Source organism: Pseudomonas putida (genome assembly GCF_016406145.1).
Lineage (GTDB): Bacteria > Pseudomonadota > Gammaproteobacteria > Pseudomonadales > Pseudomonadaceae > Aquipseudomonas > Aquipseudomonas putida_E.
On sequence record NZ_CP066306.1, the window covers coordinates 1,027,323 to 1,054,106 of the forward strand.

Sequence of the window (26,784 nt, forward strand, 5' to 3'; positions counted from 1 at the left end):
GTGAAGTTCTTTGCGCCCTGTTACCGGCGCTCGGGCTACAATGGCGCCTTTGATCCGAAAGGCAGGTGTGCGCAGTGACTGATGTGGCAGGGGCTTCGAAATCCACCGTGGGGACGCTGTATGTGGTCGCAACCCCCATTGGCAACCTCGACGACATGAGCGCCAGGGCATTGAAGGTGCTGGCTAATGTCGCCTTGATCGCCGCCGAGGACACCCGGCACTCCATCCGCCTGCTGCAGCATTTCGGTATCGATACGCCGCTGGCAGCCTGTCACGAGCACAATGAACGGGACGAAGGCGGGCGTTTCATCACCAAGCTGATGGCCGGTGAAGATGTGGCGCTGGTCTCCGATGCCGGTACGCCGTTGATTTCCGATCCTGGCTACCACTTGGTGCGTCAGGCGCGAGCCGCGGGCGTCGATGTGGTGCCTGTGCCTGGCGCCTGCGCGCTGATTGCCGCGCTTTCGGCGGCCGGGCTGCCCTCCGATCGGTTCATTTTCGAGGGTTTCCTCCCCGCCAAGAGCGCCGGCCGCCGTGCCCGGCTCGAACAGGTGAAAGAGGAGCCGCGAACGTTGATTTTCTATGAAGCGCCTCATCGTATTCTTGAGTGTCTGGAGGATATGGAGCTGGTGTTCGGTGCCGAGCGCCCGGCGTTGCTCGCGCGTGAGCTGACCAAAACCTTCGAGACCCTCAAAGGTTTGCCGCTCGGGGAGTTGCGCGAGTTCGTGGCGGGTGACAGTAACCAGCAGCGCGGCGAGTGCGTAGTGTTGGTCGGTGGCTGGAGTGCGCCGCAGGGTGAGGCGGCGATCAGTGTCGAAGCGCAGCGTGTGCTGGACCTGCTGCTGGCCGAGTTGCCGCTCAAGCGTGCAGCGGCCTTGGCGGCTGAGATTACCGGCGTACGCAAGAACCTGTTGTATCAGGTAGCACTGGAAAAGCAGAAAGCTCAGTAGTGGCAATTTGATATAATTGCGGTATTGCTTGTTCTTGAGCGCAGCTGCCGTTAACCTTGGCGCCGGAGAGTCGATCGGACAGTCGCTGCCTGCTTTTGTTCCGCAACTTTTGTTGCGTAACGGCGGGGGGAGGAAAGTCCGGGCTCCATAGGGCAGAGTGCCAGGTAACGCCTGGGAGGCGCGAGCCTACGGAAAGTGCCACAGAAAATAACCGCCTAAGCACTTCGGTGCCGGTAAGGGTGAAAAGGTGCGGTAAGAGCGCACCGCACGTCTGGCAACAGTTCGTGGCTAGGTAAACCCCACTCGGAGCAAGACCAAATAGGGTTCCATCAGGCGTGGCCCGCGTCGGAACCGGGTAGGTTGCTAGAGGCGTCCAGTGATGGCCGTCGTAGAGGAATGACTGTCCTCGACAAAACCCGGCTTACAGATCGACTCTCCACCCCTTCTCCCTTCTGCTTGATCGACAGCAGAGCGCGTTTGTAATACCGAAAAGATCTTACTCTTAATAAATTACTTTAAGTTCAAGCGGTATCCGTTTGGGCGGGTTTGATTTTTCACGATTTTTTTTACCTCCAGTACTCCTTCCTTCTTCCTTTATTGAGCTAAATCTCGGTCCTGTAAGGGTTTTCCCTATGAACGCGCCTTGACGGTGCAGCGGACGGATTCCTATAGTGTGCGCAAGTGGCAGAAAGTGGGATGAAGTGGGTTTTCTGGCACAAAAAAGCTACCATTGTGGGGAATCGCAGCCGTGTTCCGCGGAGCCAACGCCGTCAGCCTCGATGCCAAGGGACGTCTCGCCATGCCGAGCCGGTACCGTGACGAGCTCGATTCGCGTTGCAATGGTCAGCTGATCGTGACCATCGACGCCGTCGACCCCTGCTTGTGTGTTTATCCCCTCGATGAGTGGGAACAGATTGAAGCCAAGTTGCGTGCCTTGCCGTCGTTGCGTGAGGAAAACCGCCGCCTGCAGCGTTTGCTGATCGGTAATGCGGTTGACCTGGAGCTCGACGGCAGTGGCCGTTTCCTGGTACCGCCCCGCCTGCGGGAGTACGCCAAGCTGGACAAGAAGGCGATGCTGGTGGGGCAGTTGAACAAATTCCAGCTGTGGGATGAGGATGCCTGGAACGCAGTTTCGGCAGCCGACCTTGCAGCTATCCAACAACCGGGCGCCATGCCCGACGATTTACGTGACCTGATCCTGTGACCATAGATAGCGGCTTCAACCACATCACCGTCCTGCTCGACGAAGCTGTCGAGGCATTGGCCCTGCGCGCCGACGGTTGCTATCTCGACGGCACCTTCGGCCGCGGCGGGCACAGCCGTCTGATCCTCAGCAAGCTCGGGCCGCAAGGGCGGCTGCTGGGCTTCGACAAAGATCCTCAAGCGATTGCCACGGGGCAAGCGCTGGCGGCCGAAGACGGCCGCTTTGTCATTGTGCAGCGCAGTTTTGCCGAGCTGGGCGCGGAAGTGGCCGAGCGCGGGCTGGCTGGCAAGGTCAGCGGTATCCTGCTTGATCTGGGCGTATCCTCGCCCCAGCTGGACGACCCCGAGCGCGGTTTCAGTTTCCTCAATGACGGCCCGCTGGACATGCGCATGAACCCCGACCAGGGCATCAGTGCTGCCGAGTTCATCGCCACGGCGCCGGTTGAGGAAATTGCCCGCGTTTTCAAAGAGTACGGCGAGGAGCGTTTTGCCGGGCGCATGGCGCGTGCCGTGGTAGAACGCCGCGAAAAGCAGCCGTTCACGCGTACTGCGGACCTGGCCGAGGTGCTCAAGGTCGCAAACCCTGCCTGGGAAAAGGGTAAGAACCCGGCTACCCGTGCCTTCCAGGGCCTGCGCATTCACGTCAACAACGAGCTGGGCGATCTTGAGGCCGGCCTTGAAGCCGCGCTCGATGCGCTGGAAGTCGGCGGCCGTTTGGCGGTGATCAGCTTCCACTCGCTGGAAGACCGTATCGTCAAGCTGTTCATGCGCAAACTGGTCAAGGGTGAAGCGGACAACCTGCCGCGCAACCTGCCGGTTCAGCACAAAGTCTTCGAGCCGAAAATCCGTCTGATCGGCAAGGCCCAGTTTGCTTCCGAAGCCGAGCTCAAGGCCAATCCGCGGTCGCGCAGCGCCGTGATGCGGGTGGCGGAGAAGCTTCGGTGAGCCGGCTATTTGCCAAGCCTTTGCCAGGCGGAAGCTTCCTGATGCTTCTGCTGTTCGTTGGCGTGCTTGTTTCGGCCATTGCCGTATCGTACAGCGCCCACTGGAATCGCCAGTTGCTCAACACCCTGTACGGCGAGTTGAATGAGCGCGACAAGGCCCAGGCCGAGTGGGGCCGGCTGATCCTCGAGCAAAGCACCTGGACCGCTGCCAGTCGCATCGAGAACCTGGCTTCCGAGCAGTTGAAGATGCACGTGCCTGCCGCTGACGAAGTACGGATGGTGGCGCCATGATGAAGCTCGAAGGCGCGCTCTACCCCTGGCGCTTCCGCGTGGTGATCGGCTTGCTGGCGTTGATGGTCGGCGCCATCTGCTGGCGCATCATCGACCTGCAGGTGGTCGACCGTGACTTCCTCAAGGGCCAGGGCGATGCCCGCAGCCTGCGTCATATCCCTATTCCGGCACACCGTGGTCTGATTACCGATCGCAATGGTGAGCCTCTGGCCGTCAGTACGCCTGTCACCACCTTGTGGGCCAACCCCAAGGAAATGCAAGCCTCCAAGGAGCGCTGGCCGCAACTGGCTGCTGCATTGGGGCAAAACGCCCAACAACTGAACGAGCGCCTCACCCAGCAGGCCAGCAAAGAATTCATCTACCTGGTCCGCGGCCTGACCCCTGAGCAGGGGCAGCATGTGCTGGACCTGAAAGTGCCGGGTGTTTATGGCCTTGAAGAATTCCGCCGTTTCTATCCCGCCGGTGATGTCACCGCGCACATGGTCGGTTTCACCGACCTGGATGACCATGGCCGCGAAGGGGTGGAGCTGGCCTACGATGAGTGGCTGGCCGGGGTGCCCGGCAAGCGGCAAGTGATCAAGGACCGGCGCGGCCGCTTGATCAAGGACATTCAGGTAACCAAGAACGCCAAGGCCGGCAAGACCTTGGCGTTGTCCATCGACCTGCGCCTGCAGTACCTGGCCACTCGCGAGCTGCGTAACGCGATCGCCGAACAGGACGCCAAGGCCGGCAGCCTGGTAATCATGGACGTCAAGACCGGTGAGGTCCTGGCAATGGTCAACCAGCCGACCTACAACCCGAACAACCGCCGCACCATGTTCCCGGCGGCGATGCGTAACCGGGCGATCATTGACGTGTTCGAGCCAGGCTCCACGGTCAAACCGATCTCCATGAGCGCCGCATTGGAGAGCGGGCGCTGGAAGCCCACCGACAAGGTCGAGGTGTACCCGGGCAGCCTGCAGATCGGGCGTTACACCATCAAGGACGTGTCCAGGAGCGAGGGCCCGATCCTCGACCTGACCGGCATCCTGATCAACTCCAGTAACGTCGGCATGAGCAAGATCGCCTTCGATATCGGCGGCGAAGCCATCTACCGGGTCATGTCCCAGGTCGGCCTTGGCCAGTACACCGGTCTTGGGTTCCCGGGCGAGCGCGTTGGCAACCTGCCCAACCATCGTGAGTGGCGCAAGGCCGAAACCGCGACCTTGTCCTATGGCTACGGCGTCTCGGTTACCGCCCTGCAGCTGGTGCATGCCTACGCGGCACTGGCCAACGACGGCAAGATGGTGCCGCTGTCGATCCTCAAGGTCGACAAAACGCCCGAGGCAGTCCAGGCCATTCCAAAGGACACCGCCGAAACCGTGCAAGGCATGTTGCAGCAAGTGATCGAGGCGCCGCGCGGGGTGTTCCGCGCCCAGGTGCCGTTCTATCACGTGGCCGGCAAGTCCGGTACCGCGCGTAAAGCTACGGTGGGCTCCAAGGGCTACACCGAAAACGCCTACCGCTCGCTGTTCGCCGGCTTCGGCCCGATGAGCGACCCGCGTTATGCCATTGTCGTGGTCATCGACGAGCCGAGGAAAGGCGGTTATTTCGGTGGCCTGGTATCGGCGCCGGTGTTCAGCAACGTCATGTCGGGCACCCTGCGGCTGATGAATGTACCGCCAGACAACCTGCCACCGCCTGCCGACCCGCAACAAGTCAATGCAGTACCCGCCAAGGGAGGGCGTGGATGATGACAATGCCATTGAGCAAGCTTTTCGCCCACGCCAGTCGCGATCCGCTGATCCGTGAGCTGACCTTGGACAGCCGTGCTGTGCGCGCAGGTGACCTGTTCCTGGCCGTGCCGGGGGCCAAGGTCGATGGCCGTGACCATATCAGCGACGCGCTGGCCCGTGGTGCCGCCGCAGTCGCTTACGAACAGCAGGGCACCCATGTGCTGCCGATCACCGATGTGCCGCTGATCCCGGTCAAAGGCCTGATCGCCCAGCTGTCGGATATTGCCGGCCGCTTCTATGGCGAGCCGAGCCGGCAGTTGAACCTGGTCGGAGTTACCGGCACCAACGGCAAGACCAGCGTCACTCAACTGGTGGCCCAGGCGCTTGATGCGCTTGGCCAGCGGTGCGGCCTGATCGGTACCCTGGGTACCGGGTTTCATGGTGAGTTGCAGAGCGGCCGGCTGACCACGCCAGACCCGATTGCAGTGCAGTCGACTTTGTACGACCTGAAAAAGGCCGGCGCCAAGGCCGTGGCAATGGAAGTGTCCTCGCACGCCCTGGAGCAGGGTCGTGTTGCTGCACTGGAATTCGATATCGCGGTGATGACCAACCTGTCCCGTGATCATCTGGACTATCACGGCAGCATGGAGGCCTATGAGGCCGCGAAGGCCAAGCTTTTCGCCTGGCCTGGCCTGCGTTGCCAGGTGGTCAACCTGGATGACGGATTCGGGCGTCGCCTGGCGGCTGATTTTGCCCGTCGTCCGAGTGTCGATCATATCGAGACCCGGTTGCTCAGCTATAGCCTGGAAAACTCTGACGCTTCCTTGTATTGCCGTGAAGCCAAATTCGATGACGATGGCGTACGCGCCATCATCGTCACTGCCCAGGGTGAGCGCACCTTGCGCAGTCAGCTGCTGGGCCGCTTCAACTTGAGCAACATGCTCGCGGCCGTGGCCACTCTGATGGCTCTGGATTATTCGCTGGATGAAATCCTCAAGGTCACCCCGCAATTGCAGGGCCCGGTGGGCCGCATGCAGCGCCTTGGCGGTGGTGAGAAGCCGTTGGTGGTGGTCGACTACGCGCACACTCCTGACGCCCTGGAAAAAGTACTCCAGGCCCTGCGCCCGCACGCCCACGGCCAGTTGCTGTGCCTGTTCGGTTGTGGCGGCGATCGCGATCGTGGCAAGCGTCCGCTGATGGCCGAGGTGGCCGAGCGCCTGGCTGATCGTGTACTGGTCACTGACGATAACCCCCGTACCGAAGATCCGCAGGCCATCTTCAACGACATTCGTCCTGGTTTTGCCCGGCCCGCCGACGTCGAGTTCATCGCCGGCCGTGGCGAGGCCATTGCACACCTGATCGCTTCTGCTGCCGCCTCGGACGTCATCGTCCTGGCGGGCAAGGGGCACGAGGATTACCAGGAAATCAATGGCCAGCGCCATGACTTCTCCGACCTGGTCGAAGCCGAAAAGGCACTTGCAGCCTGGGAGGCTCCACATGCTTAAGCCCATGACACTCAGCCAACTGACCGCAGCACTGAGCGCTCGCCTGGTCGGCGCAGATGCCAGCTTCAGCGGTGTCAGCATCGACAGCCGCAGCGTCGGCGCCGGGGAGTTGTTCGTCGCCTTGGCGGGGCCGCGTTTCGATGGCCATGACTACCTGGCCGATGTGCAGGCCAAGGGCGCTGTAGCAGCGCTGGTGGAGCGTGAAGTGGCCAATGTCGACCTGCCGCAACTGGTGGTTGCCGACAGCCGTCTGGCCCTCGGCCAGCTCGGTGCGCTGAACCGTGCCGGCTACGACAAACCTGTGGTAGCGATTACCGGCTCCAGCGGCAAGACCACGGTCAAAGAGATGCTTGCCTGCATCCTGCGTACCCGTGGCCCTGTTCATGCCACCCGTGGCAACCTGAACAACGACCTGGGAGCACCGCTGACCCTGCTGGAGATTGCCCCGCAGCACAGCGCCGCCGTCATTGAGCTGGGCGCCTCGCGCATTGGCGAGATCCGCTATACCGTGGGCCTCACCCAACCCCAGGTGGTCATCATCAACAACGCCGGTACTGCCCACGTCGGCGAGTTCGGCGGGCCAGAGAAGATCGTTGAAGCCAAGGGCGAGATTCTCGAAGGGCTGGGCGAGGGTGGCACGGCCATCCTCAACCTGGATGACAAGGCCTTTGCCATCTGGAAGGCGCGCGCGGCTGCCCACAAGGTCATCAGTTTTGCCCGCAGCGACGCCCGCGCCGACTTCCATGCCACCGACATTGGGCGCGACGCGCGGGGTTGCCCGTCGTTCACACTGCATGGCGCCGGCGCATCGGTGGCCGTGCAGCTCAATGTGCTCGGTGAGCATAACGTCAGCAACGCCTTGGCCGCCGCCGCCGCCGCCCATGCCGTTGGTCTGAGCCTGAGCGGTATTGCCGCCGGCCTGAACGCCATGCAGCCGGTCAAGGGCCGTACCGTGGCGCAAATCGCCCCGAGTGGCGTGCGCGTGATTGATGACAGTTACAACGCAAATCCCACCTCGATGTGCGCGGCCATTGATATACTCGCCGGCTTTTCCGGTCGCACCGTTCTGGTGCTGGGGGATATCGGCGAGCTGGGGCAGTGGGCGGAAGAAGGCCACCGTCAGGTGGGCGATTACGCGCGCGGTAAGGTCGATGCCCTGTATGCAGTGGGTACCAACATGACACATGCGGTCAAGGCGTTCGGCGCCAATGGCCGTCATTTCGCAACTCAAGCTGAGCTGATCGAGGCCGTTCGTGCCGAAACTGCCAGCAACACCACTATCTTGATCAAGGGCTCGCGCAGCGCTGCGATGGAAAACGTCGTGGCTGCATTGTGCGGTGCCAGCGGGGAGAAACATTAATGCTGCTGCTGTTGGCTGAGTATCTGCAACAGTTCCACAAAGGCTTCGCGGTCTTCCAGTACCTGTCCCTGCGCGGGATCCTTGGCGTACTGACCGCGTTGTCGCTGGCGCTGTGGCTGGGCCCGTGGATGATCCGTACCCTGCAGATCCGCCAGATCGGTCAGGCCGTCCGTAATGACGGCCCGCAATCGCACTTGTCCAAATCCGGCACGCCAACCATGGGTGGTGCCTTGATCCTGTCCGCCATCGGCATCAGCACCTTGCTGTGGGCCGACCTGTCGAACCGCTATGTGTGGACGGTACTGATCGTCACGCTGCTGTTCGGCGCCATCGGATGGGTCGACGATTACCGCAAGGTGATCGAAAAGAACTCGCGCGGCCTGCCTAGCCGCTGGAAGTACTTCTGGCAGTCGGTGTTCGGCCTGACGGCGGCGATCTTCCTGTACCAGACGGCCCCGACCACAGTCGAAACCACCCTGATCGTACCGTTCCTAAAGGACGTCACCATCCCGCTGGGCATCGGCTTCGTCGTCCTCACCTACTTCGTCATCGTCGGCTCGAGCAATGCGGTCAACCTGACCGATGGTCTCGATGGCTTGGCGATCATGCCGACGGTGATGGTCGGCGGTGCGCTGGGCATCTTCTGTTACCTGTCGGGTAACGTGAAGTTCGCTGAGTATTTGCTCATTCCTTATGTGCCGGGCTCGGGTGAGCTCATCGTGTTCTGCGGCGCGCTGATCGGCGCCGGCCTGGGCTTCCTGTGGTTCAACACGTATCCGGCCCAGGTGTTCATGGGTGACGTCGGCGCGCTGGCGCTGGGCGCTGCGCTGGGCACCATCGCCGTGATCGTGCGCCAGGAAATCGTGCTGTTCATCATGGGGGGCATCTTCGTGATGGAAACCCTGTCGGTGGTGATCCAGGTCGCTTCTTTCAAGCTGACCGGCAAGCGCGTGTTCCGCATGGCACCGATCCACCACCACTTTGAACTCAAGGGTTGGCCTGAGCCACGGGTGATTGTCCGTTTCTGGATCATCACCGTGATTCTGGTGCTGATCGGCCTTGCAACCCTGAAACTGAGGTAGACGAGCGTGTCACTGATCGCTTCCGACCAATTCCGCATCGTTGTCGGCCTCGGCAAGAGCGGCATGTCCCTGGTTCGCTTCCTGGCGAACCGGGGCATTGCCTTTGCGGTCGCCGACACCCGCGAGCAACCGCCGGAACTGGACACCCTGCGCCGTGATTACCCGCAGGTGGAAGTACGCTGTGGCGAACTGGACGTGGATTTCCTGTGCCGCGCCAACGAGTTGTACGTGAGCCCGGGCCTGGCACTGGCCACGCCGGCCCTGCAGCAGGCAGCGGCGCGTGGCGTGAAACTGTCCGGTGATATCGAGCTGTTCGCACGCCATGCCAAGGCGCCGATCGTGGCGATCAGTGGCTCCAATGCGAAAAGCACAGTAACCACCCTGGTCGGCGAGATGGCTGCCAAGGCCGGCAAACACGTGGCCGTCGGCGGCAATCTGGGTACACCGGCCCTGGACCTGCTCAGTGACGACGTCGAGCTGTATGTCATGGAGCTGTCCAGCTTCCAGCTGGAAACCACCGACCAGCTCAACGCCGAAGTCGCCACCGTGCTGAACATCAGCGAAGACCATATGGACCGCTACAGCGGCCTGCCGGCTTATCACTTGGCCAAGCACCGGATATTCCGTGGCGCCCGCCAAGTGGTGGTGAACCGCCAGGATGCCCTTAGCCGTCCTTTGCCGGTCGAAGGTCGCCCGTGCTGGAGTTTCGGCCTGAATCAGCCGGACTTCAAAGCCTTCGGCCTGCGTGAAGTCGATGGTGAGAAGTACCTGGCTTTCGAGTTCCAGGCACTGATGCCGGCCCGTGAGCTGAAAATTCGGGGTGCCCACAATCAGAGCAACGCCTTGGCGGCCCTGGCCCTGGGGCATGCCGCCGGTCTGCCGTTCGAGCCGATGCTCGAGGCTCTGCGCGAATTCGGCGGCCTGGCCCATCGTTGCCAGTGGGTGCGCGCGCGCAGCGGTGTGAACTGGTACGACGACTCCAAAGCGACCAACGTCGGAGCGGCCCTGGCCGCTATCGAAGGCCTGGGCGCGGATATCGACGGCAAGCTGGTGCTGATCGCCGGTGGCGACGGCAAGGGTGCCGATTTTGCCGCCCTGCGTGAGCCGGTGGCACGCTTCTGCCGCGCTGTGGTGTTGCTCGGCCGTGATGCCGACCGCCTGGCCGAGGCGCTCGGTGATGCCGTGCCGCTGGTGCGGGTCAAAACGCTGGACGAGGCCGTGCAGCAGTGCGCCGAGCTGGCCGTGCCGGGTGACGCTGTGTTGTTGTCGCCGGCCTGCGCCAGCCTCGACATGTTCAAGAACTTTGAAGAACGCGGGCGGCTGTTCGCCCAGGCGGCGGGGGGGCTGGCATGATCTTCGGCATCCTCAAGCCGTATCCGTCGCCGCTTATCAGCGGCCGTGGCATCGACCTCGACTTCGCCTTCCTGGCCGGCTGCCTGGCGCTGCTTGGCCTGGGCCTGGTGATGATCACCTCGGCGTCGTCGGAAGTGGCCGCAGTACAGTCAGGCAACCCGCTGTACCACATGTTCCGCCATCTGGTTTACGTGGCCATTGGCTTGGTCGCATGTGGTGCGACCCTGTTGGTGCCGATCGCCACGTGGCAACGAATGGGCTTCATGATGCTGATTGGCGCCTTCGGTCTGCTGGTACTGGTGCTGGTGCCTGGTATCGGTCGTGAAGTGAACGGCTCGATGCGCTGGATCGGCTTCAGCTTCTTCAACGTCCAGCCTTCGGAGATCGCCAAAGTCTTCGTGGTCATTTATCTCGCTGGCTACCTGGTACGTCGGCAGACCGAAGTGCGCGAAAGCTGGATGGGCTTTTTCAAACCGTTCATCGTGCTGCTGCCAATGGCCGGCCTGCTGCTGATGGAGCCGGACTTCGGTGCCACCGTGGTCATGATGGGCGCTGCCGCAGCCATGCTGTTCCTCGGCGGAGTAGGGTTGTTCCGCTTCAGCCTGATGGTGGTGCTGGCGGTGGTCGCAGTGTTCGTGCTGGTGCAGGCGCAGCCCTACCGGATGGCGCGCCTGATCACCTTTACCGACCCTTGGTCCGACCAGTTCGGCTCTGGCTACCAGTTGACCCAGGCATTGATCGCCTTTGGCCGCGGTGAGTGGCTGGGCGTAGGGCTGGGCAACAGTGTACAAAAGCAGTTCTACCTGCCTGAGGCGCACACTGACTTCGTGTTCTCGGTACTTGCTGAGGAGTTGGGCGTGGTTGGTTCGCTGGTGACCATCGCGCTGTTCGTATTCGTGACCGTGCGCGCCCTCTACATCGGCCTGTGGGCCGAGAAGGCCAAGCAGTACTTTGCCGCCTACATGGCATTTGGCCTGGCGTTCCTGTGGATTGGCCAGTTCCTGATCAACATTGGCGTGAACGTCGGCTTGCTGCCGACCAAGGGCCTGACCTTGCCTTTCCTCAGCTACGGGGGCAGTTCCCTGGTGATCTGCTGTGCCTGCGTCGGCTTGTTGCTGCGTATCGAATGGGAAAGCCGCACGCACCTGGGCAGCGAGGAACACGAATTCAGCGAAAGCGATTTTGCCGAGGAGACCAGTCATGGCCGCTGACGGCAAGAACGTACTGATCATGGCGGGAGGTACCGGAGGCCATGTGTTCCCGGCCCTGGCCTGCGCACGCGAGTTCCAGGCGCGCGGCTATACCGTGCACTGGCTGGGCACCCCCCGTGGCATCGAGAATGAGCTGGTGCCCCAGGCCGGCCTTTCGCTGCACCTGATCCAGGTCAGCGGCTTGCGTGGCAAGGGCAAGCTGTCGCTGCTCAAGGCGCCGTTCACCCTGGTCAAGGCCGTGCTTCAGGCGCGTCGTATCATTGGCCAGCTCAAGCCGGTCTGCGTGATCGGCTTCGGTGGCTATGTGACCGGCCCTGGCGGCGTCGCAGCGCGCCTGTGCGGTGTGCCACTGGTGATTCACGAACAGAACGCCCGCGCCGGTACCGCCAATCGCTTGCTGGTGCCGTTGTCTGCGCGTGTTTGCGAGGCGTTCCCAGGCACGTTTGAAGCCGGCGAGAAGCTGCGTACCACCGGCAATCCGGTGCGCCCTGAGCTGTTCATGGACGCGCAGCGTGCGCCCTTGGGCGAGCGCCGTGCCCGCCTGTTGGTCATGGGTGGCAGCCTGGGTGCGGAACCATTGAACAAATTGTTGCCTAAGGCCCTGTCCGAGGTGCCCGCTGACCTGCGGCCCGAGGTGTTCCATCAGGCCGGCAAACACCACGCGCCGATCACCGCCGAGCGTTATCAAGAGGCGGGTGTCGAGGCTCAGGTAGAGCCGTTCATCAAGGACATGGCCCACGCCTACGGCTGGGCCGACCTGGTGGTGTGCCGGGCCGGTGCCCTGACCGTCAGCGAGCTCGCGGCGGCCGGCCTGCCTTCGATGCTGGTGCCTCTGCCCCATGCCATCGACGACCACCAGACCCATAACGCCCAATATCTGGCTCGGGAAGGCGCCGCCTTCCTCATGCCACAAGCGACAACTGGCGCAGCGCAACTCGCTGAACGCCTGAACGAGGTGCTGATGCAACCCGAGAAACTCAACACCATGGCACGCACCGCACGGCGCCTTGCCAAACCTTCCGCAACCAGCACCGTGGTCGATATCTGCCTGGAGGTGGCCCATGGTTGAAAGCCAGAAAGCCATGCCCCAGCCGAAGATGGGCCGTATTCATCGCATCCACTTCGTCGGTATCGGCGGCGTTGGCATGTGCGGTATTGCCGAAGTGCTGCTGAACCTGGGCTATGAAGTGTCCGGCTCCGACCTCAAGGTGTCGCCGGTTACCCAGCGCCTGGAGTCGTTCGGTGCCGAAATCTTCGTCGGCCACCGTGCCGAAAACGCCGCCCATGCTGATGTGCTGGTAGTGTCCAGCGCCATCAACCCGGCCAACCCGGAAGTCGCCACTGCGCTTGAACGGCGTATTCCAGTGGTGCCGCGTGCCGAAATGCTCGCTGAGCTGATGCGCTACCGCCATGGAGTGGCGGTTGCCGGTACCCATGGCAAAACTACCACCACCAGCCTGTTGGCCTCGGTATTTGCCGCAGGTGGCCTGGACCCGACGTTCGTCATCGGTGGCCGCCTGACCGCTGCCGGCACCAATGCGCAGTTGGGTACCAGCCGCTACCTGATCGCCGAAGCCGACGAAAGCGACGCCAGCTTCCTGCACCTGCAGCCGATGGTAGCTGTGGTCACCAATATCGACGCCGACCACATGGCCACCTACGAGGGTGACTTCAATAAACTGAAGAAAACCTTCGTCGAGTTCTTGCACAACCTGCCGTTCTACGGCCTGGCCGTGATGTGCCTGGATGACCCTGTGGTGCGTGAGATCCTGCCCCAGGTCAAGCGCCCGACCGTGACCTACGGTTTCTGCGAAGAGGCCGACATCCGCGCTATCAACGTCAGCCAGAAGGGCATGCAGACCCACTTCACAGTGCTTCGCCGTGATCGTGAGCCGTTGGAAGTCTCGGTCAACATGCCGGGCAACCACAATGTGCTCAATGCCCTGGCCACCATTGCCATCGCCACTGACGAAGGTATCAGCGACGAAGCCATCGTGCAGGGGCTGTCCGGCTTCCAGGGCGTCGGGCGACGCTTCCAGGTATACGGCGAACTGCCGGTCGAGGGCGGCAGCGTGATGCTGGTCGATGACTACGGCCACCACCCGACCGAAGTGGCGGCGGTGATCAAGGCCGTGCGCGGTGGCTGGCCAAGCCGTCGCCTGGTCATCGTCTACCAGCCACACCGTTACAGTCGCACCCGTGACCTGTACGACGACTTCGTGCAGGTGCTGGGCGATGCCAACGTGCTGCTGCTGATGGAGGTGTACCCGGCCGGTGAAGAGCCGATACCCGGTGCCGACAGCCGTCAGTTGTGCCACAGCATCCGCCAGCGCGGCAAGCTGGACCCGATCTACATCGAACGCGGCGCTGAGCTGGCGCCGCTGGTCAAGCCGCTGCTGCGTGCCGGTGACATCCTGCTGTGCCAGGGTGCCGGCGATGTCGGTGGCCTGGCCCCGCAATTGATGAAAAGCCCGCTGTTCGCTGGCGCCAAGCAGGAGAAGTCGAAATGACCAGCGCCTACGAGAAGTTGCATTCAACCCTGGACGTCAAAGCGTTCGGCCGTGTCGCTGTACTTTACGGCGGCAAGAGCGCCGAGCGTGAAGTCTCGCTCAAGTCGGGCGCTGCCGTGATCGAGGCGCTGAGCAGCGCCGGTGTCGACGTGGTCGCCATAGACGTGGGCGATGACCTGCTGGCCCGCCTGCAAAGCGAGAAGATCGACCGTGCCTTCATCATCCTGCACGGCCGCGGCGGTGAGGACGGCAGCATGCAAGGCCTGCTGGAGTGCCTGGGCATTCCCTACACCGGCAGTGGCATCCTCGCCTCGGCTCTGGCCATGGACAAGCTGCGGACCAAGCAGGTATGGCAAAGCTTGGGCATTCCGACACCGCGTCACGCCGTGCTGGCCAGCGAAGAAGATTGTGTTGTAGCCGGTACGGAACTGGGCTTCCCGCTGATCGTCAAACCTGCCCATGAAGGCTCTAGCATCGGCATGGCCAAGGTGAACAGCGAGCGGGAACTGGTTGCTGCCTGGCAAGACGCCGCCAAATACGATTCTCAGGTGCTGGTCGAGCAATGGATTCACGGCCCGGAGTTCACCATCGCTGTTCTGCGTGGCCAGGTGCTGCCGCCGATCGCCCTGGGTACTCCGCACGTGTTCTACGACTACGACGCCAAGTACATCGCCAATGACACCCAGTACCGCATCCCGTGCGGCCTGGACAGTGCCAAGGAGCAGGAGCTTATCGACCTGACCGCGCGCGCCTGCGATGCCATCGGCATCGAAGGCTGGGGCCGTCTGGACGTGATGCAGGATGAGCAGGGCCGATTCTGGCTGCTCGAAGTAAACACCGCACCGGGCATGACTGATCATAGCCTGGTGCCCATGGCGGCCCGCGCGGCCGGTCTGGACTTCCAGCAGCTGGTGCTGGCGATCCTGGCCGACAGCGTAGCGACGCGAGGTTAACCCACCATGCAAGGCGCAATGATACGTCAGCAGCAACCCGTTACCGGCCGTAGCAAGCCGGTGCCACGTGGTGCCAGCCGACTGGTGGCCGACGAGCCCGTATCGGCGCGCCTGCCGCGGCCCAGCCTTGGCGGCCTCAAGCGCCTGCTGTGGCCGGTGCTGCTGGTGGCCGCAGGTTTTGGCGCCTACGAGGGCGCCATTCGCCTGATGCCCTACGCCGACCGGCCGATTACCAAGATCGACGTGCAGGGCGACCTCAGTTACATCAGTCAGCAGTCGGTGCAGCAGCGGATCGCGCCGTACGTGGCAGCGAGCTTCTTCAGCGTCGACCTCACGGCGATGCGAGCTGAGCTCGAGCAGATGCCATGGATCGCCCATGCCGAAGTACGCCGGGTTTGGCCGGACGAGGTGGTAATTCGCCTGGAAGAACAGTTGCCGGTCGCACGCTGGGGTGAGGAAGCCTTGCTCAACAACCAGGGCCAGGCCTTCACCCCGCGCGAGCTGGCCAACTATGAGCATCTGCCGCAGTTGGCCGGGCCGCAGCGTGCCCAGCAGCAAGTCATGCAGCAGTATCAGGTATTGAGCCAGATGCTGCGCCCCTTGGGCTTTTCCATCGCTCGCCTGGAGCTGCGCGAGCGTGGCAGCTGGTTCCTGACCACCGGTGCCGGCAGCACCGGGCAGGGCGTCGAGCTGCTGCTGGGGCGCGATCATCTGGTGGAGAAGATGCGCCGTTTCATTGCCATTTACGACAAGACACTCAAAGAGCAGATCACCAACATCGCCCGCATTGATCTGCGTTATTCCAACGGACTTGCCGTTGGTTGGCGGGAACCGAACGCACCGACGACGGCCCAACCCGCCGTTGCGAAGAATTAGAGAGAGGCAGGACCATGGCAAACGCGCATAGCGGCAAAATGATCGTCGGGCTGGACATTGGCACCTCCAAGGTGGTGGCGCTGGTCGGTGAAGTTGGCGAAGACGGTACCCTGGAGATCGTCGGGATCGGTACTCACCCTTCCCGCGGCCTGAAGAAGGGCGTGGTGGTGAACATCGAGTCCACCGTGCAGTCGATCCAGCGCGCTGTGGAAGAAGCGCAGCTGATGGCTGGCTGCCGCATCCACTCGGCGTTCGTCGGCGTGGCCGGCAACCATATCCGCAGCCTGAACTCCCACGGCATCGTCGCCATTCGCGACCGCGAGGTCAGCCTTGCCGACCTCGAACGTGTGCTTGACGCTGCCCAGGCCGTGGCCATTCCGGCTGACCAGCGCGTGCTGCACACCCTGCCGCAAGACTACGTGATCGATAACCAGGAAGGTGTGCGCGAGCCGCTGGGCATGTCTGGTGTGCGCCTGGAAGCCAAGGTTCACGTGGTCACCTGCGCGGTCAACGCTGCGCAGAACATCGAGAAGTGCGTGCGCCGTTGTGGTCTGGAAATCGACGACATCATCCTCGAACAACTGGCGTCGGCCTACTCGGTGCTGACCGACGATGAGAAAGAGCTCGGCGTGTGCCTGGTCGACATCGGCGGCGGCACCACCGACATCGCCATCTTCACCGAGGGCGCGATCCGTCACACTGCGGTCATTCCGATTGCCGGCGACCAGGTCACCAACGACATCGCCATGGCCCTGCGTACACCCACCCAGTACGCCGAAGAAATCAAGATCCGTTACGCCTGCGCCTTGGCCAAACTGGCCGGCGCCGGCGAGACCATCAAGGTACCGAGCGTGGGCGACCGCCCACCGCGCGAACTGTCGCGCCAGGCCTTGGCTGAGGTCGTGGAGCCCCGTTACGACGAGCTTTTCACGCTGATCCAGGCCGAGCTGCGCCGCAGCGGCTACGAGGACCTAGTGCCGGCCGGCATCGTCCTCACCGGCGGCACCGCGAAGATGGAAGGCGCCGTGGAACTGGCCGAGGAAATTTTCCACATGCCGGTACGCCTGGGCGTACCGCACAGCGTTCGGGGGTTGAGCGACGTGGTGCGCAACCCGATCTATTCCACCGGCGTGGGCTTGCTCGCTTACGGCCTGCAGAAGCAGTCCGAAGACTTGCCCCTGACCGGTAACAGCAGCAGCAACAGCTATGGCGATGAACCGAAGGCCCCAGTGCTTGAGCGCTTCAAGCGGTGGGTTCAGGGCAACTTCTAAGTTTCAAAGCAGTAGTGGTAGGCGCGACAACTAGAGAACTGAAAGGAGAGGGAAAATGTTCGAGCTCGTAGACAACGTCCCGCAAAGCCCGGTCATCAAAGTGATCGGTGTCGGCGGTGGCGGCGGCAACGCCGTCAACCACATGGTGAAAAGCAGCATCGAAGGCGTCGAGTTCATCTGCGCCAACACCGATGCTCAGGCGCTGAAAAACATCGGCGCGCGCACCATCCTGCAACTGGGTACCGGGGTCACCAAGGGCCTTGGTGCAGGTGCCAATCCGGAAGTCGGCCGTCAGGCTGCTCTGGAAGACCGTGAGCGCATCGCCGAGGTGCTGCAGGGCACCAACATGGTATTCATCACTACCGGCATGGGCGGCGGTACCGGTACCGGTGCAGCGCCGATCATCGCCGAAGTGGCGAAGGAAATGGGCATTCTCACGGTTGCCGTGGTGACCCGTCCGTTCCCGTTCGAAGGTCGCAAACGTATGCAGATCGCCGATGAAGGCATCCGCATGCTGGCCGAGAGCGTCGACTCGCTGATCACCATTCCCAACGAGAAGCTGCTGACCATCCTGGGCAAGGATGCCAGCCTGCTGTCCGCCTTTGCCAAGGCTGACGATGTACTGGCCGGTGCCGTTCGCGGTATTTCCGACATCATCAAGCGCCCGGGCATGATCAACGTCGACTTCGCCGACGTGCGCACCGTGATGGGTGAGATGGGTATGGCGATGATGGGTACCGGTTGCGCCAGCGGCCCGAACCGTGCTCGCGAAGCCACCGAGGCGGCAATCCGCAACCCGCTGCTCGAAGACGTCAACCTGCAGGGCGCCCGCGGCATCCTGGTGAACATCACCGCAGGCCCTGACCTGTCGCTGGGCGAGTACTCCGATGTGGGTAGCATCATCGAAGCCTTCGCCTCCGACCACGCGATGGTCAAGGTCGGCACCGTGATCGACCCGGACATGCGCGATGAGCTGCACGTGACCGTGGTGGCCACTGGCCTGGGCGCGCGCATCGAGAAACCGGTCAAGGTGGTCGACAACACCCTGCAGACAGCTCAGCAGGCGTACGAGGCTTCTAACCCTGCCCCTGTTCGTCAGGAGCAGCCAGCGGTCAACTACCGTGACCTGGAGCGTCCGACCGTGATGCGCAACCAGGCCCACGCAGGCGCTGCCGCAGCAGCTAAACTCAACCCTCAGGATGACTTGGACTACCTGGATATCCCGGCCTTCCTGCGTCGTCAGGCCGATTAATGGAATTTATCAGGGGTATAAGGGTGATTGGTGTTCAGCAAAGGCCGGGTCTGTTATCATCCTCAGCCTTTGTTGATACCTGTTCGCAATTTGCGCTGAAGCGGCCAATGCCATGATTAGACAACGCACCCTGAAGAATACCATCCGTGCCACAGGCGTCGGCCTGCACTCCGGGGAGAAGGTCTATCTGACCCTCAAGCCTGCGCCTGTCGATACCGGCATCGTCTTCCGTCGCGCCGACCTCGACCCTGTGGTCGAGATCCCGGCACGTGCGGCCAACGTCGGTGAGACCACCATGTCCACCACGCTGGTCAACGGTGACGTCAAGGTCGATACCGTCGAGCACCTGCTTTCCGCCATGGCGGGGTTGGGCATCGATAACGCCTACGTCGAGCTCTCCGCCTCGGAAGTTCCGATCATGGATGGCAGCGCCGGTCCCTTCGTATTCCTGATTCAGTCTGCCGGCCTGGAAGAGCAGGACGCAGCCAAGAAGTTCATCCGCATCCTGCGTGAAGTAACAGTGGAAGAGGGCGACAAGCGCGCCACTTTCCTGCCTTTCGAAGGCTTCAAGGTGAGCTTCGAGATCGACTTCGATCACCCGGTCCTCAAGGGCCAGACCCAGAGCGCAGTCGTCGACTTCTCCAGCACCTCGTTCGTGAAGGAAGTCAGCCGCGCCCGCACCTTCGGTTTCATGCGTGACATCGAGTACCTGCGCAAGCACAACCTTGCGTTGGGCGGCAGTGTCGAGAACGCCATTGTTGTCGATGAGACCGGCGTGCTTAACGAAGACGGCCTTCGTTCCGAAGACGAATTCGTCAAGCACAAGATCCTCGACGCCATCGGCGACCTGTATCTGCTGGGCAACAGCCTGATTGGCGAGTTCAAGGGCTACAAGTCCGGGCACGCGCTGAACAACCAGCTGCTGCGCAAGCTCATTGCCGAAACCGATGCCTGGGAAGTGGTCACCTTCGAAGATGCCAGTACGGCACCGATCTCTTATATGCGCCCTGTTGCGGCCGTGTAAGTTCGAACACTCTCTCTAGTGATTAAGGCCACCTTCGGGTGGCCTTTTTTATGGGTTGTTCTCAGGCCCGCAGACTCAACCCTTGCCCTTGGCGTGACTGGCCAGGCGTTCCAGTGCTTCACGCAGCTTGGGATCGGTGATGCCCTCGGCGGAACCCCGAATGCCTTCGGCGGCATTGTTGGACAGCTCGGTCATGTTGCCGCCGCGCTTGGCCGGCACCAGCGGCGGCTGCACCTTGTAAAGGATGCGCTGGAGGTTGCCGAACGCTTCCAGCGCTTGCAGCTGACGCATCAGGCGCTTCTGCTGATAGCGCAGGCGGGTGGCCCAGTGCCCGTCCGTGACCACCAGCAGCAGCGTGCCATCACGCCACGAAGCCACGTGGCAGTGCTCGCGGGCTGCCGGTTGCAACTGGCTTTCGAGCAGGCGCTGCAGGTGCGCCAGGCGTTCGGCCTGATTCAGCAACAGGCGCAGCGGGCGCACTTGGCGCAGTAGCGCAGAAGGCGGCTGGGCGGGGGAGGGTTTGTAGGCCATGGGGGGTCGCATGAGGTTACAAGATTGGCATTCTAACACCTCTATCGGCCTCACTACCGGCTTCAGGGACATCGCCCACAGGCAGGATACGAGTCATTCTCGATACGTTTCATGATGCTCCGGGTTGAACTCCGCGAAAATGCCCTTATCTTAGAAACGCCCCCGCCAAAGCGCTGTGCCAGCATCGTGGAAATCCACCACTTTCCTCACCATCGTTTCCGGGTAGAATGCTCGTTCGCATGCGGCCCAAGGGCTGCACGGGCGACTCATGGGGCCGCCCTCCATCCCTACGTGTGGAAGATCCTGCCGATATGTTTGCGCCTTTGTTAAAGAAACTTTTTGGAAGCAAGAACGAGCGTGAAGTCAAACGCATGCTCAAGACGGTGAACATCGTCAATGCCTTCGAAGAGAAAATGGTCGCCCTCTCCGATGAGCAACTGCGCGCCAAAACCGCAGAGTTCAAGGAGCGTCTGGCCAAAGGCGAGACACTGGACCAACTGCTGCCTGAAGCCTTCGCCGTGGCCCGTGAAGCCGGCAAGCGCGTGATGGGCATGCGCCACTTCGATGTGCAGCTGATCGGCGGCATGACCCTGCATGAGGGCATGATCGCAGAAATGCGCACCGGTGAAGGCAAGACCTTGGTCGGTACCCTGGCCGTATACCTCAACGCTCTATCCGGTAAAGGGGTGCACGTGGTCACGGTCAACGACTACCTGGCCCGCCGCGACGCCAACTGGATGCGCCCTCTGTACGAATTCCTCGGTCTGTCCGTAGGCATCGTCTCGGCCTTCCAGCCGCCAGAGGAAAAACGCGCTGCGTATGCGTCCGATATCACCTACGGCACCAACAACGAATTCGGTTTCGACTACCTGCGCGACAACATGGCTTTCAGCCTGGAAGAGAAGTTCCAGCGTGAACTGAATTTCGCCGTGATCGACGAAGTCGACTCGATCCTCATCGACGAAGCCCGTACGCCGCTGATCATCTCAGGCCAGGCCGAAGACAGTTCCAAGCTGTACATCGAGATCAACCGCCTGATCCCGCGCCTGACCCAGCACATCGAAGAAGTCGAAGGCCAGGTCACCCAGGAAGGCCACTTCACCATCGACGAAAAGAGCCGCCAGGTCGAGCTCAACGAAGCCGGTCACCAGTTCATCGAAGAGATGCTCACCCAGTCCGGCCTGCTGGCTGAAGGCGAGAGCCTCTACTCGTCGCACAACCTTGGCCTGCTGACCCATGTTTATGCCGGCCTGCGTGCGCACAAACTGTTCCACCGCAACGTCGAGTACATCGTTCAGGACGGTCAGGTCCTGCTTATCGACGAGCACACCGGCCGTACCATGCCTGGCCGTCGCCTGTCCGAAGGCCTGCACCAGGCCATCGAGGCGAAAGAGAACCTGAACATCCAGGCCGAGAGCCAGACCCTGGCTTCGACCACCTTCCAGAACTATTTCCGTCTGTACACCAAGCTGTCCGGCATGACCGGTACCGCCGACACCGAAGCGTTCGAGTTCCAGTCGATCTACGGCCTCAACGTGATGGTGATCCCGCCGAACAAGCCGCTGGCGCGTAAGGACTTCAACGACCTGGTGTACCTGACCGCAGACGAGAAGTACGCTGCGATCATTGCCGACATCAAGGAAAGCATGACCCAGGGCCGTCCGGTTCTGGTGGGTACTGCGACCATTGAAACCTCCGAGCACATGTCGAACTTGCTGAAGCAGGAAGGCATCGAGCACAAGGTCCTGAACGCCAAGTACCACGAAAAGGAAGCCGAGATCATCGCGCAAGCGGGGGCTCCGGGTGCACTGACCATTGCCACCAACATGGCCGGTCGTGGTACCGACATTCTTCTGGGCGGTAACTGGGAAGCCGAGGTGGCTGCCCTGGAGAACCCGAGCCCCGAGCAGATCGCTCAGATCAAGGCCGACTGGCAGAAGCGTCACCAGCAGGTGATCGAGTCCGGTGGCCTGCATGTGATCGCCTCCGAACGCCATGAATCGCGTCGTATCGACAACCAGCTGCGTGGCCGTTCCGGCCGTCAGGGCGACCCGGGTTCCAGCCGCTTCTACCTGTCGCTGGAAGACAGCCTGATGCGTATCTTCGCCTCCGATCGGGTGAAGAACTTCATGAAAGCACTGGGCATGCAGTCCGGTGAGGCCATCGAACACCGTATGGTCACCAACGCCATTGAAAAGGCGCAGCGCAAGGTCGAAGGCCGCAACTTCGATATTCGTAAGCAACTGCTCGAATACGATGACGTTGCCAACGAACAGCGCAAGGTGATCTACCACATGCGCAACAGCCTGCTGGCTGCCGAGAACATCGGTGACACCATCGCCGAGTTCCGTCAGGAAGTGCTCGATGCCACTATCAACCAGCACATCCCGCCGCAGTCGCTGCCCGAACAGTGGGACGTGGCCGGCCTGGAGGCTTCGCTGGCCAGCGACTTCGCCATCAAGCTGCCGATCCAGCAGTGGCTCGACGAGGACGATCACCTCTACGAGGAGACCCTGCGCGAGAAGCTGCTGAAGGAAATTACCGACGCCTACAACGAGAAGGAAGACCAGGCCGGCATCGACGCCCTGCGTACGTTCGAGAAGCAGATCCTGCTGCGCGTGCTGGATGACCTGTGGAAAGACCACCTGTCGACCATGGACCACCTGCGCCACGGCATTCACCTGCGTGGTTACGCGCAGAAGAACCCGAAGCAGGAGTACAAGCGCGAATCCTTCACCCTGTTCCAGGAATTGCTCGAATCGATCAAGCGCGACACTATCCGCGTGCTGTCGCACGTTCAGGTACGCCGCGAAGACCCGGTCGAAGAAGAAGCCCGCCTGCGCCGCGAAGCCGAAGAACTGGCCAGCCGCATGCAGTTCCAGCACGCCCCTGCGCCAGGTCTTGAGAGCGAGCAACTGAGCGAAGAAGGCGCCGAAGTGGCGGTCGCCGTGGCTCCAGTACGCAACGATCAGAAGCTGGGCCGCAACGAGCCGTGCTGGTGTGGTTCGGGCAAGAAGTTCAAGCATTGCCATGGTCAGATCGAGTGATCTGAACTGACGTTTGTAAAAGCCTGGGGCCGCATTGCGGCCCTTTCCCGACCCAAGGCCGCTCCCACAGATACCGCGCTCGTCTACAGGCTCGCGCGGTCCCTGTAGGAGCGGCCTTGTGCCGCGAATGGGGCGCGAAGCGGCCCCGCCCTTCCCTCATCTCTTCACCGTTTTTCTAGGAGCGCTCTAATGGCTGTTGGTCTTGGTCCTTTGCCCACCCTGCACCCGGTTCCGGGTTTTGAACTCGGCATCGCTTCTGCCGGCATCAAGCGCCCAGGGCGCAAGGATGTAGTGGTCATGCGCTGCGCCGAAGGCTCTAGCGTGGCAGGCGTATTCACCCTCAACGCCTTTTGCGCAGCACCGGTGATCCTCTCCAAGCAGCGCGTTCAGGGCACCGTGCGTTACCTGCTGACCAACACTGGCAACGCCAACGCGGGCACCGGCGCGCCGGGGCTGGCCGCCGCTGAGCGCACCTGTGCCAAGCTGGCGGAACTGGCCGGCGTGCCGGCCGACTCGGTGTTGCCATTCTCCACTGGTGTGATCGGTGAACCGCTGCCGGTCGAGAAGATCGAAGGCGCTCTGCAGGCCGCTTTGGACAACCTGTCGGAAAACAACTGGGCTGAAGCCGCTACCGGCATCATGACCACCGACACACTGCCCAAGGGCGCCAGCCGGCAGTTCCAGCACGAAGGCGTGACCGTCACCGTTACCGGCATCAGCAAAGGCGCCGGCATGATCCGCCCGAACATGGCCACCATGCTCGGCTACATTGCTACCGACGCCAAAGTCGCTCCGGCCGTGCTCAAGGACCTGATGCTCGACGGCGCCAACAAGTCGTTCAACCGCATTACCATCGATGGCGACACCTCGACCAACGACTGCTGCATGCTGATCGCCACCGGCAAAGCGGGCCTGCCGGAAGTCACCGAGGCCAGCGGCGCGCTGTTCGAAGCGCTGAAAAAGGCGGTGTTCGAAGTGTGCATGGAAGTGGCCCAGGCCATCGTCCGCGACGGCGAAGGCGCTACCAAGTTCGTGACCGTGCAGGTCAATGGCGGTGGCAACCATCAGGAGTGCCTGGATGTCGGTTACGCTGTCGCTCACTCGCCTCTGATCAAGACCGCGCTGTTCGCCTCAGACCCGAACTGGGGCCGTATCCTTGCTGCCGTAGGGCGCGCAGGGGTGCCTGCGCTGGATGTCAGCCTGATCGACGTGTACCTCGACAATGTGTGTATCGCCAGCAAAGGTGGCCGCAGCCCGAGTTATACCGAAGAGCAGGGCTCGGCAGTGATGGCTCAGGAGGAGATCACCATCCGTATCGAACTGGGCCGTGGCCAGTGCAGCGAAACCATCTGGACCACCGACCTGTCCCACGAATACGTGAAAATCAACGCCGAATACCGTACCTGATCCAATGGCCTAATCGCCGAAAAGCCTGCTCGCAGCCATCTGTGTGAGCCGGCTTGCCGGCGATGGGCTGCACAGCAGCCCCAAGGCCACCGACATTGTCACATCATCGGAGCCGACCCATGAGCTATCACCTGATCATCGGCGACAAGCTGTATTCTTCCTGGTCGCTACGCGGCGCCCTGGCCCTTGAGCTGGCTGGCGTTCCCTATGAAGAAACCCTGATCAAACTCAAGCAGCCCGACACCCGTCAGCGCCTTCTCGCATTCTCCTCCACCGGCAAGGTGCCGCTGCTCAAGACCGAGCACGGGGTTATCGCCGACTCCCTGGCCATCGCTGAATACCTTAACGAGCGCCACCCCGAGGCCCACCTGTGGCCTGTCGATGTTGCAGCCCGTGCCCAGGCCCGCTCGGCCTGCGCGCAGATGCACAGCGGTTTCTTCGCCCTGCGTGGCGCCATGCCGTTCGATCTGTCCCGGGACGAGGCGCTGGAAAACATCCCGCTGGATGTGCAGGTGGATATCGACCGTATCGTCGCGCTATGGTCCGAATGCCGTCTGGTGGCCAAGGACAGCGGTCCGTTCCTGTTCGGCAAGCCGACCCTGGTCGATGCCTTCTTTGCCCCGGTTGCCGTGCGCCTGCGTACTTACCGTGTAGAGGTGCCAGCGCAGGCTGCGAGCTATATCGAAACCATTTACCAATGGCCGGCCTTCAAGGCCTGGCAGCAAGCAGGCCTGGCGGAGCGTGAAGGGTGAAACGGATTCATGTAGCAGCAGCGGTCATTCGCGGTACAGACGGCCGTATCCTCATTGCCCGACGGGCCGACAGCCAGCATCAGGGTGGCCTGTGGGAATTCCCTGGCGGCAAGGTGGAGGAGGGCGAAAGCGTCGAAGCGGCGCTGGCTAGGGAGCTTCGCGAAGAGCTGGGTATCGAAGTGACCCGTTCACGGGCGCTGATCAAGGTCAGCCACGACTACCCGGACAAACAGGTGTTGCTCGATGTCCGTGAGGTCGAAGCGTTCGCCGGTGAGCCCCACGGCGCTGAAGGCCAGCCGCTGGCCTGGGTGTCGCCGAGGGACTTGCCACAGTATGAGTTCCCCGAGGCCAACAAGCCGATCGTGGCCGCCGCGCGCCTGCCTGATCAGTACCTGATCACCCCGGAGGGCCTGGACGTGCCCGAGATGCTCAAGGGCATCCAGAGGGCTGTCGCCGGCGGCATCCGCCTGATCCAGTTGCGCGCGCCGGACATGTACGATCCCAAGTACCGCGATGTGGCGGTGGATGCGGTGGGGCTATGTGCGGGCAAGGCACAGTTGATGCTAAAGGGGCCGCTGGAGTGGTTGGGCGACTTCCCCGCAGCAGGCTGGCACCTGACGGCTGCGCAACTGCGCAAATACGCCGCCAAGGGCCGGCCTTTCCCTAAAGATCGTTGGCTGGCAGCGTCCTGTCACAGTGCTGAAGAGCTGGCACTGGCTGAGCAGATGGGCGTGGATTTCGTGACGCTCTCGCCAGTGCAACTGACGCAGACGCATCCTGAGGCCTCGCCGCTGGGTTGGGATGAGGCACAGCGCTTGATTGCCGGGTTCGGCAAGCCGGTGTTCCTGCTCGGTGGCATTGGGCCAGACGAGCGTGAGCGTGCTTGGAAAGCCGGGGCGCAAGGTGTTGCCGGGATTCGGGCCTTTTGGCCTGAGGCCTGACGCGGCTGTCGGAGGGGGCTGCCAAGCAGCCCCTTGCGGTCAGCCTGCTGGCTTGGGCGCAGCCTGCCACAACACTTCGGCAATCCCCTGCCGCCGCCCGATGATCCGCGCCGCCACAAACAGCAGATCGGAAAGGCGATTGATATACGCCAGCCCCACACCTTCCAGGGGCTCAACTGCATTCAGTTGTTGGCAGCGGCGCTCCGCACTGCGCGCCAGGCTTCTGCAGACGTGCGCTTGGGCGATCAGCGCAGATCCACTGGGCAGGATAAAGTTCGTCAACGGCCCCAGTTCCTCGTTCCACCCATCGATGGCGGCCTCAAGCCGTTCCACCTCGGCCTCGTTCAATGCCTTGTAACTGGGCATCGCCAGCTCGCCACCGAGGTCGAACAGGCGGTGTTGGCAAGGCGCCAGAACCTCGCTGACCTCATCCAGGCCTTGCTCTGCAAGGCCGGCCAGCAACAGCCCAAGCTGGCTGTTGAGGCTGTCCACCTCGCCAATTGCCTCGATCCGCGGATGGTCCTTGGGCACTCTGCGCCCATCGCCCAGGCCGGTTTCACCTGTGTCGCCGGTGCGGGTGTAAATCTTCGACAGGCGATAGCCCAT

At 62.3% G+C, this 26,784-nt stretch carries 23 protein-coding genes and 1 other RNA gene; 22 read left to right on the forward strand and 2 right to left on the reverse strand.

The window, feature by feature from the left end; translation table 11 throughout:
* The first annotated feature begins 74 nt into the window (after positions 1-74).
* The 18 genes from rsmI to lpxC all read left to right on the forward strand — a co-directional run bounded on the left by rsmI (position 75) and on the right by lpxC (position 19,500).
* A complete protein-coding gene (rsmI, locus tag JET17_RS04725; RefSeq protein ID WP_012312859.1) occupies positions 75-950 on the forward strand; it encodes a 16S rRNA (cytidine(1402)-2'-O)-methyltransferase in 876 nt (291 codons plus the stop codon).
* Between the two features lie 66 nt (positions 951-1,016).
* An RNA gene (gene rnpB, locus JET17_RS04730) (RNase P RNA component class A) lies at positions 1,017-1,390 on the forward strand.
* A 308-nt stretch (positions 1,391-1,698) separates the two neighbouring features.
* Positions 1,699-2,154 carry a division/cell wall cluster transcriptional repressor MraZ gene (mraZ, locus tag JET17_RS04735; RefSeq protein ID WP_011535546.1) on the forward strand — a complete coding sequence of 152 codons (456 nt, stop codon included), beginning with the start codon at positions 1,699-1,701 and terminating at the stop codon, positions 2,152-2,154.
* Positions 2,151-3,098 carry a 16S rRNA (cytosine(1402)-N(4))-methyltransferase RsmH gene (gene rsmH, locus JET17_RS04740; RefSeq protein WP_012312860.1) on the forward strand — a complete coding sequence of 316 codons (948 nt, stop codon included), beginning with the start codon at positions 2,151-2,153 and terminating at the stop codon, positions 3,096-3,098. Before mraZ ends, rsmH begins: the two co-directional genes overlap by 4 nt.
* Positions 3,095-3,388 carry a cell division protein FtsL gene (gene ftsL / locus JET17_RS04745; RefSeq protein ID WP_012312861.1) on the forward strand — a complete coding sequence of 98 codons (294 nt, stop codon included), beginning with the start codon at positions 3,095-3,097 and terminating at the stop codon, positions 3,386-3,388. Before rsmH ends, ftsL begins: the two co-directional genes overlap by 4 nt.
* Entirely contained in the window at positions 3,388-5,121 is a 1,734-nt protein-coding gene (locus tag JET17_RS04750; protein WP_190273326.1) for a peptidoglycan D,D-transpeptidase FtsI family protein, read from the forward strand. Before ftsL ends, JET17_RS04750 begins: the two co-directional genes overlap by 1 nt.
* Complete coding sequence (murE, locus tag JET17_RS04755; RefSeq protein WP_012312863.1) at positions 5,118-6,608, forward strand: UDP-N-acetylmuramoyl-L-alanyl-D-glutamate--2,6-diaminopimelate ligase; 1,491 nt, start codon at positions 5,118-5,120, stop codon at positions 6,606-6,608. Before JET17_RS04750 ends, murE begins: the two co-directional genes overlap by 4 nt.
* The gene (locus tag JET17_RS04760; protein ID WP_012312864.1) at positions 6,601-7,968 is read left to right on the forward strand and encodes a UDP-N-acetylmuramoyl-tripeptide--D-alanyl-D-alanine ligase; all 1,368 of its coding nucleotides are present in this window, start codon (positions 6,601-6,603) and stop codon (positions 7,966-7,968) included. The genes murE and JET17_RS04760 overlap by 8 nt, the downstream gene beginning before the upstream one ends.
* Entirely contained in the window at positions 7,968-9,050 is a 1,083-nt protein-coding gene (gene mraY / locus JET17_RS04765; protein ID WP_012312865.1) for a phospho-N-acetylmuramoyl-pentapeptide-transferase, read from the forward strand. Before JET17_RS04760 ends, mraY begins: the two co-directional genes overlap by 1 nt.
* Positions 9,051-9,056: 6 nt before the next feature.
* Positions 9,057-10,403, forward strand: a complete 1,347-nt coding sequence (gene murD / locus JET17_RS04770) for a UDP-N-acetylmuramoyl-L-alanine--D-glutamate ligase (protein WP_012312866.1) — start codon at positions 9,057-9,059, stop codon at positions 10,401-10,403.
* A complete protein-coding gene (ftsW, locus tag JET17_RS04775; protein ID WP_012312867.1) occupies positions 10,400-11,614 on the forward strand; it encodes a putative lipid II flippase FtsW in 1,215 nt (404 codons plus the stop codon). Before murD ends, ftsW begins: the two co-directional genes overlap by 4 nt.
* Positions 11,604-12,683, forward strand: coding sequence for an undecaprenyldiphospho-muramoylpentapeptide beta-N-acetylglucosaminyltransferase (gene murG, locus JET17_RS04780; protein ID WP_012312868.1), 1,080 nt, complete (start codon positions 11,604-11,606; stop codon positions 12,681-12,683). Before ftsW ends, murG begins: the two co-directional genes overlap by 11 nt.
* The gene (gene murC / locus JET17_RS04785; RefSeq protein WP_012312869.1) at positions 12,676-14,124 is read left to right on the forward strand and encodes a UDP-N-acetylmuramate--L-alanine ligase; all 1,449 of its coding nucleotides are present in this window, start codon (positions 12,676-12,678) and stop codon (positions 14,122-14,124) included. Before murG ends, murC begins: the two co-directional genes overlap by 8 nt.
* Positions 14,121-15,077 (forward strand): D-alanine--D-alanine ligase, encoded by a 957-nt coding sequence (locus JET17_RS04790; protein WP_012312870.1) that lies wholly within the window; start codon positions 14,121-14,123, stop codon positions 15,075-15,077. The genes murC and JET17_RS04790 overlap by 4 nt, the downstream gene beginning before the upstream one ends.
* Before the next feature lie 6 nt (positions 15,078-15,083).
* Positions 15,084-15,953, forward strand: coding sequence for a cell division protein FtsQ/DivIB (locus tag JET17_RS04795; RefSeq protein ID WP_012312871.1), 870 nt, complete (start codon positions 15,084-15,086; stop codon positions 15,951-15,953).
* A 14-nt stretch (positions 15,954-15,967) separates the two neighbouring features.
* Complete coding sequence (gene ftsA / locus JET17_RS04800) at positions 15,968-17,224, forward strand: cell division protein FtsA (protein WP_012312872.1); 1,257 nt, start codon at positions 15,968-15,970, stop codon at positions 17,222-17,224.
* 55 nt (positions 17,225-17,279) lie between these two features.
* Positions 17,280-18,476 (forward strand): cell division protein FtsZ, encoded by a 1,197-nt coding sequence (ftsZ, locus tag JET17_RS04805; protein WP_003251871.1) that lies wholly within the window; start codon positions 17,280-17,282, stop codon positions 18,474-18,476.
* A gap of 112 nt (positions 18,477-18,588) precedes the next feature.
* Positions 18,589-19,500: a UDP-3-O-acyl-N-acetylglucosamine deacetylase gene (gene lpxC / locus JET17_RS04810; protein WP_012312873.1), complete on the forward strand. Its 912-nt coding sequence runs from the start codon at positions 18,589-18,591 to the stop codon at positions 19,498-19,500.
* 75 nt (positions 19,501-19,575) lie between these two features.
* Here the strand turns inward: lpxC and JET17_RS04815 are convergent, their stop codons facing one another.
* Positions 19,576-20,031 (reverse strand): DUF721 domain-containing protein, encoded by a 456-nt coding sequence (locus tag JET17_RS04815; protein ID WP_012312874.1) that lies wholly within the window; start codon positions 20,029-20,031, stop codon positions 19,576-19,578.
* 311 nt (positions 20,032-20,342) lie between these two features.
* Here JET17_RS04815 and secA point away from each other — a divergent pair, with 311 nt between their 5' ends.
* The 4 genes from secA (at position 20,343) to JET17_RS04835 (ending at position 26,178) form a co-directional block, all read left to right on the forward strand.
* Positions 20,343-23,078: a preprotein translocase subunit SecA gene (gene secA / locus JET17_RS04820; RefSeq protein WP_012312875.1), complete on the forward strand. Its 2,736-nt coding sequence runs from the start codon at positions 20,343-20,345 to the stop codon at positions 23,076-23,078.
* Between the two features lie 189 nt (positions 23,079-23,267).
* Entirely contained in the window at positions 23,268-24,485 is a 1,218-nt protein-coding gene (gene argJ, locus JET17_RS04825; RefSeq protein WP_012312876.1) for a bifunctional glutamate N-acetyltransferase/amino-acid acetyltransferase ArgJ, read from the forward strand.
* Positions 24,486-24,604: 119 nt separating this feature from the next.
* On the forward strand, positions 24,605-25,237 hold the full coding sequence (locus JET17_RS04830) for a glutathione S-transferase family protein (protein WP_012312877.1): 633 nt from the start codon (positions 24,605-24,607) through the stop codon (positions 25,235-25,237).
* Positions 25,234-26,178: a Nudix family hydrolase gene (locus JET17_RS04835; protein ID WP_012312878.1), complete on the forward strand. Its 945-nt coding sequence runs from the start codon at positions 25,234-25,236 to the stop codon at positions 26,176-26,178. Before JET17_RS04830 ends, JET17_RS04835 begins: the two co-directional genes overlap by 4 nt.
* A 39-nt stretch (positions 26,179-26,217) precedes the next feature.
* Here the strand turns inward: JET17_RS04835 and JET17_RS04840 are convergent, their stop codons facing one another.
* Positions 26,218-26,784 carry a cob(I)yrinic acid a,c-diamide adenosyltransferase gene (locus JET17_RS04840; protein WP_012312879.1) on the reverse strand — a complete coding sequence of 189 codons (567 nt, stop codon included), beginning with the start codon at positions 26,782-26,784 and terminating at the stop codon, positions 26,218-26,220.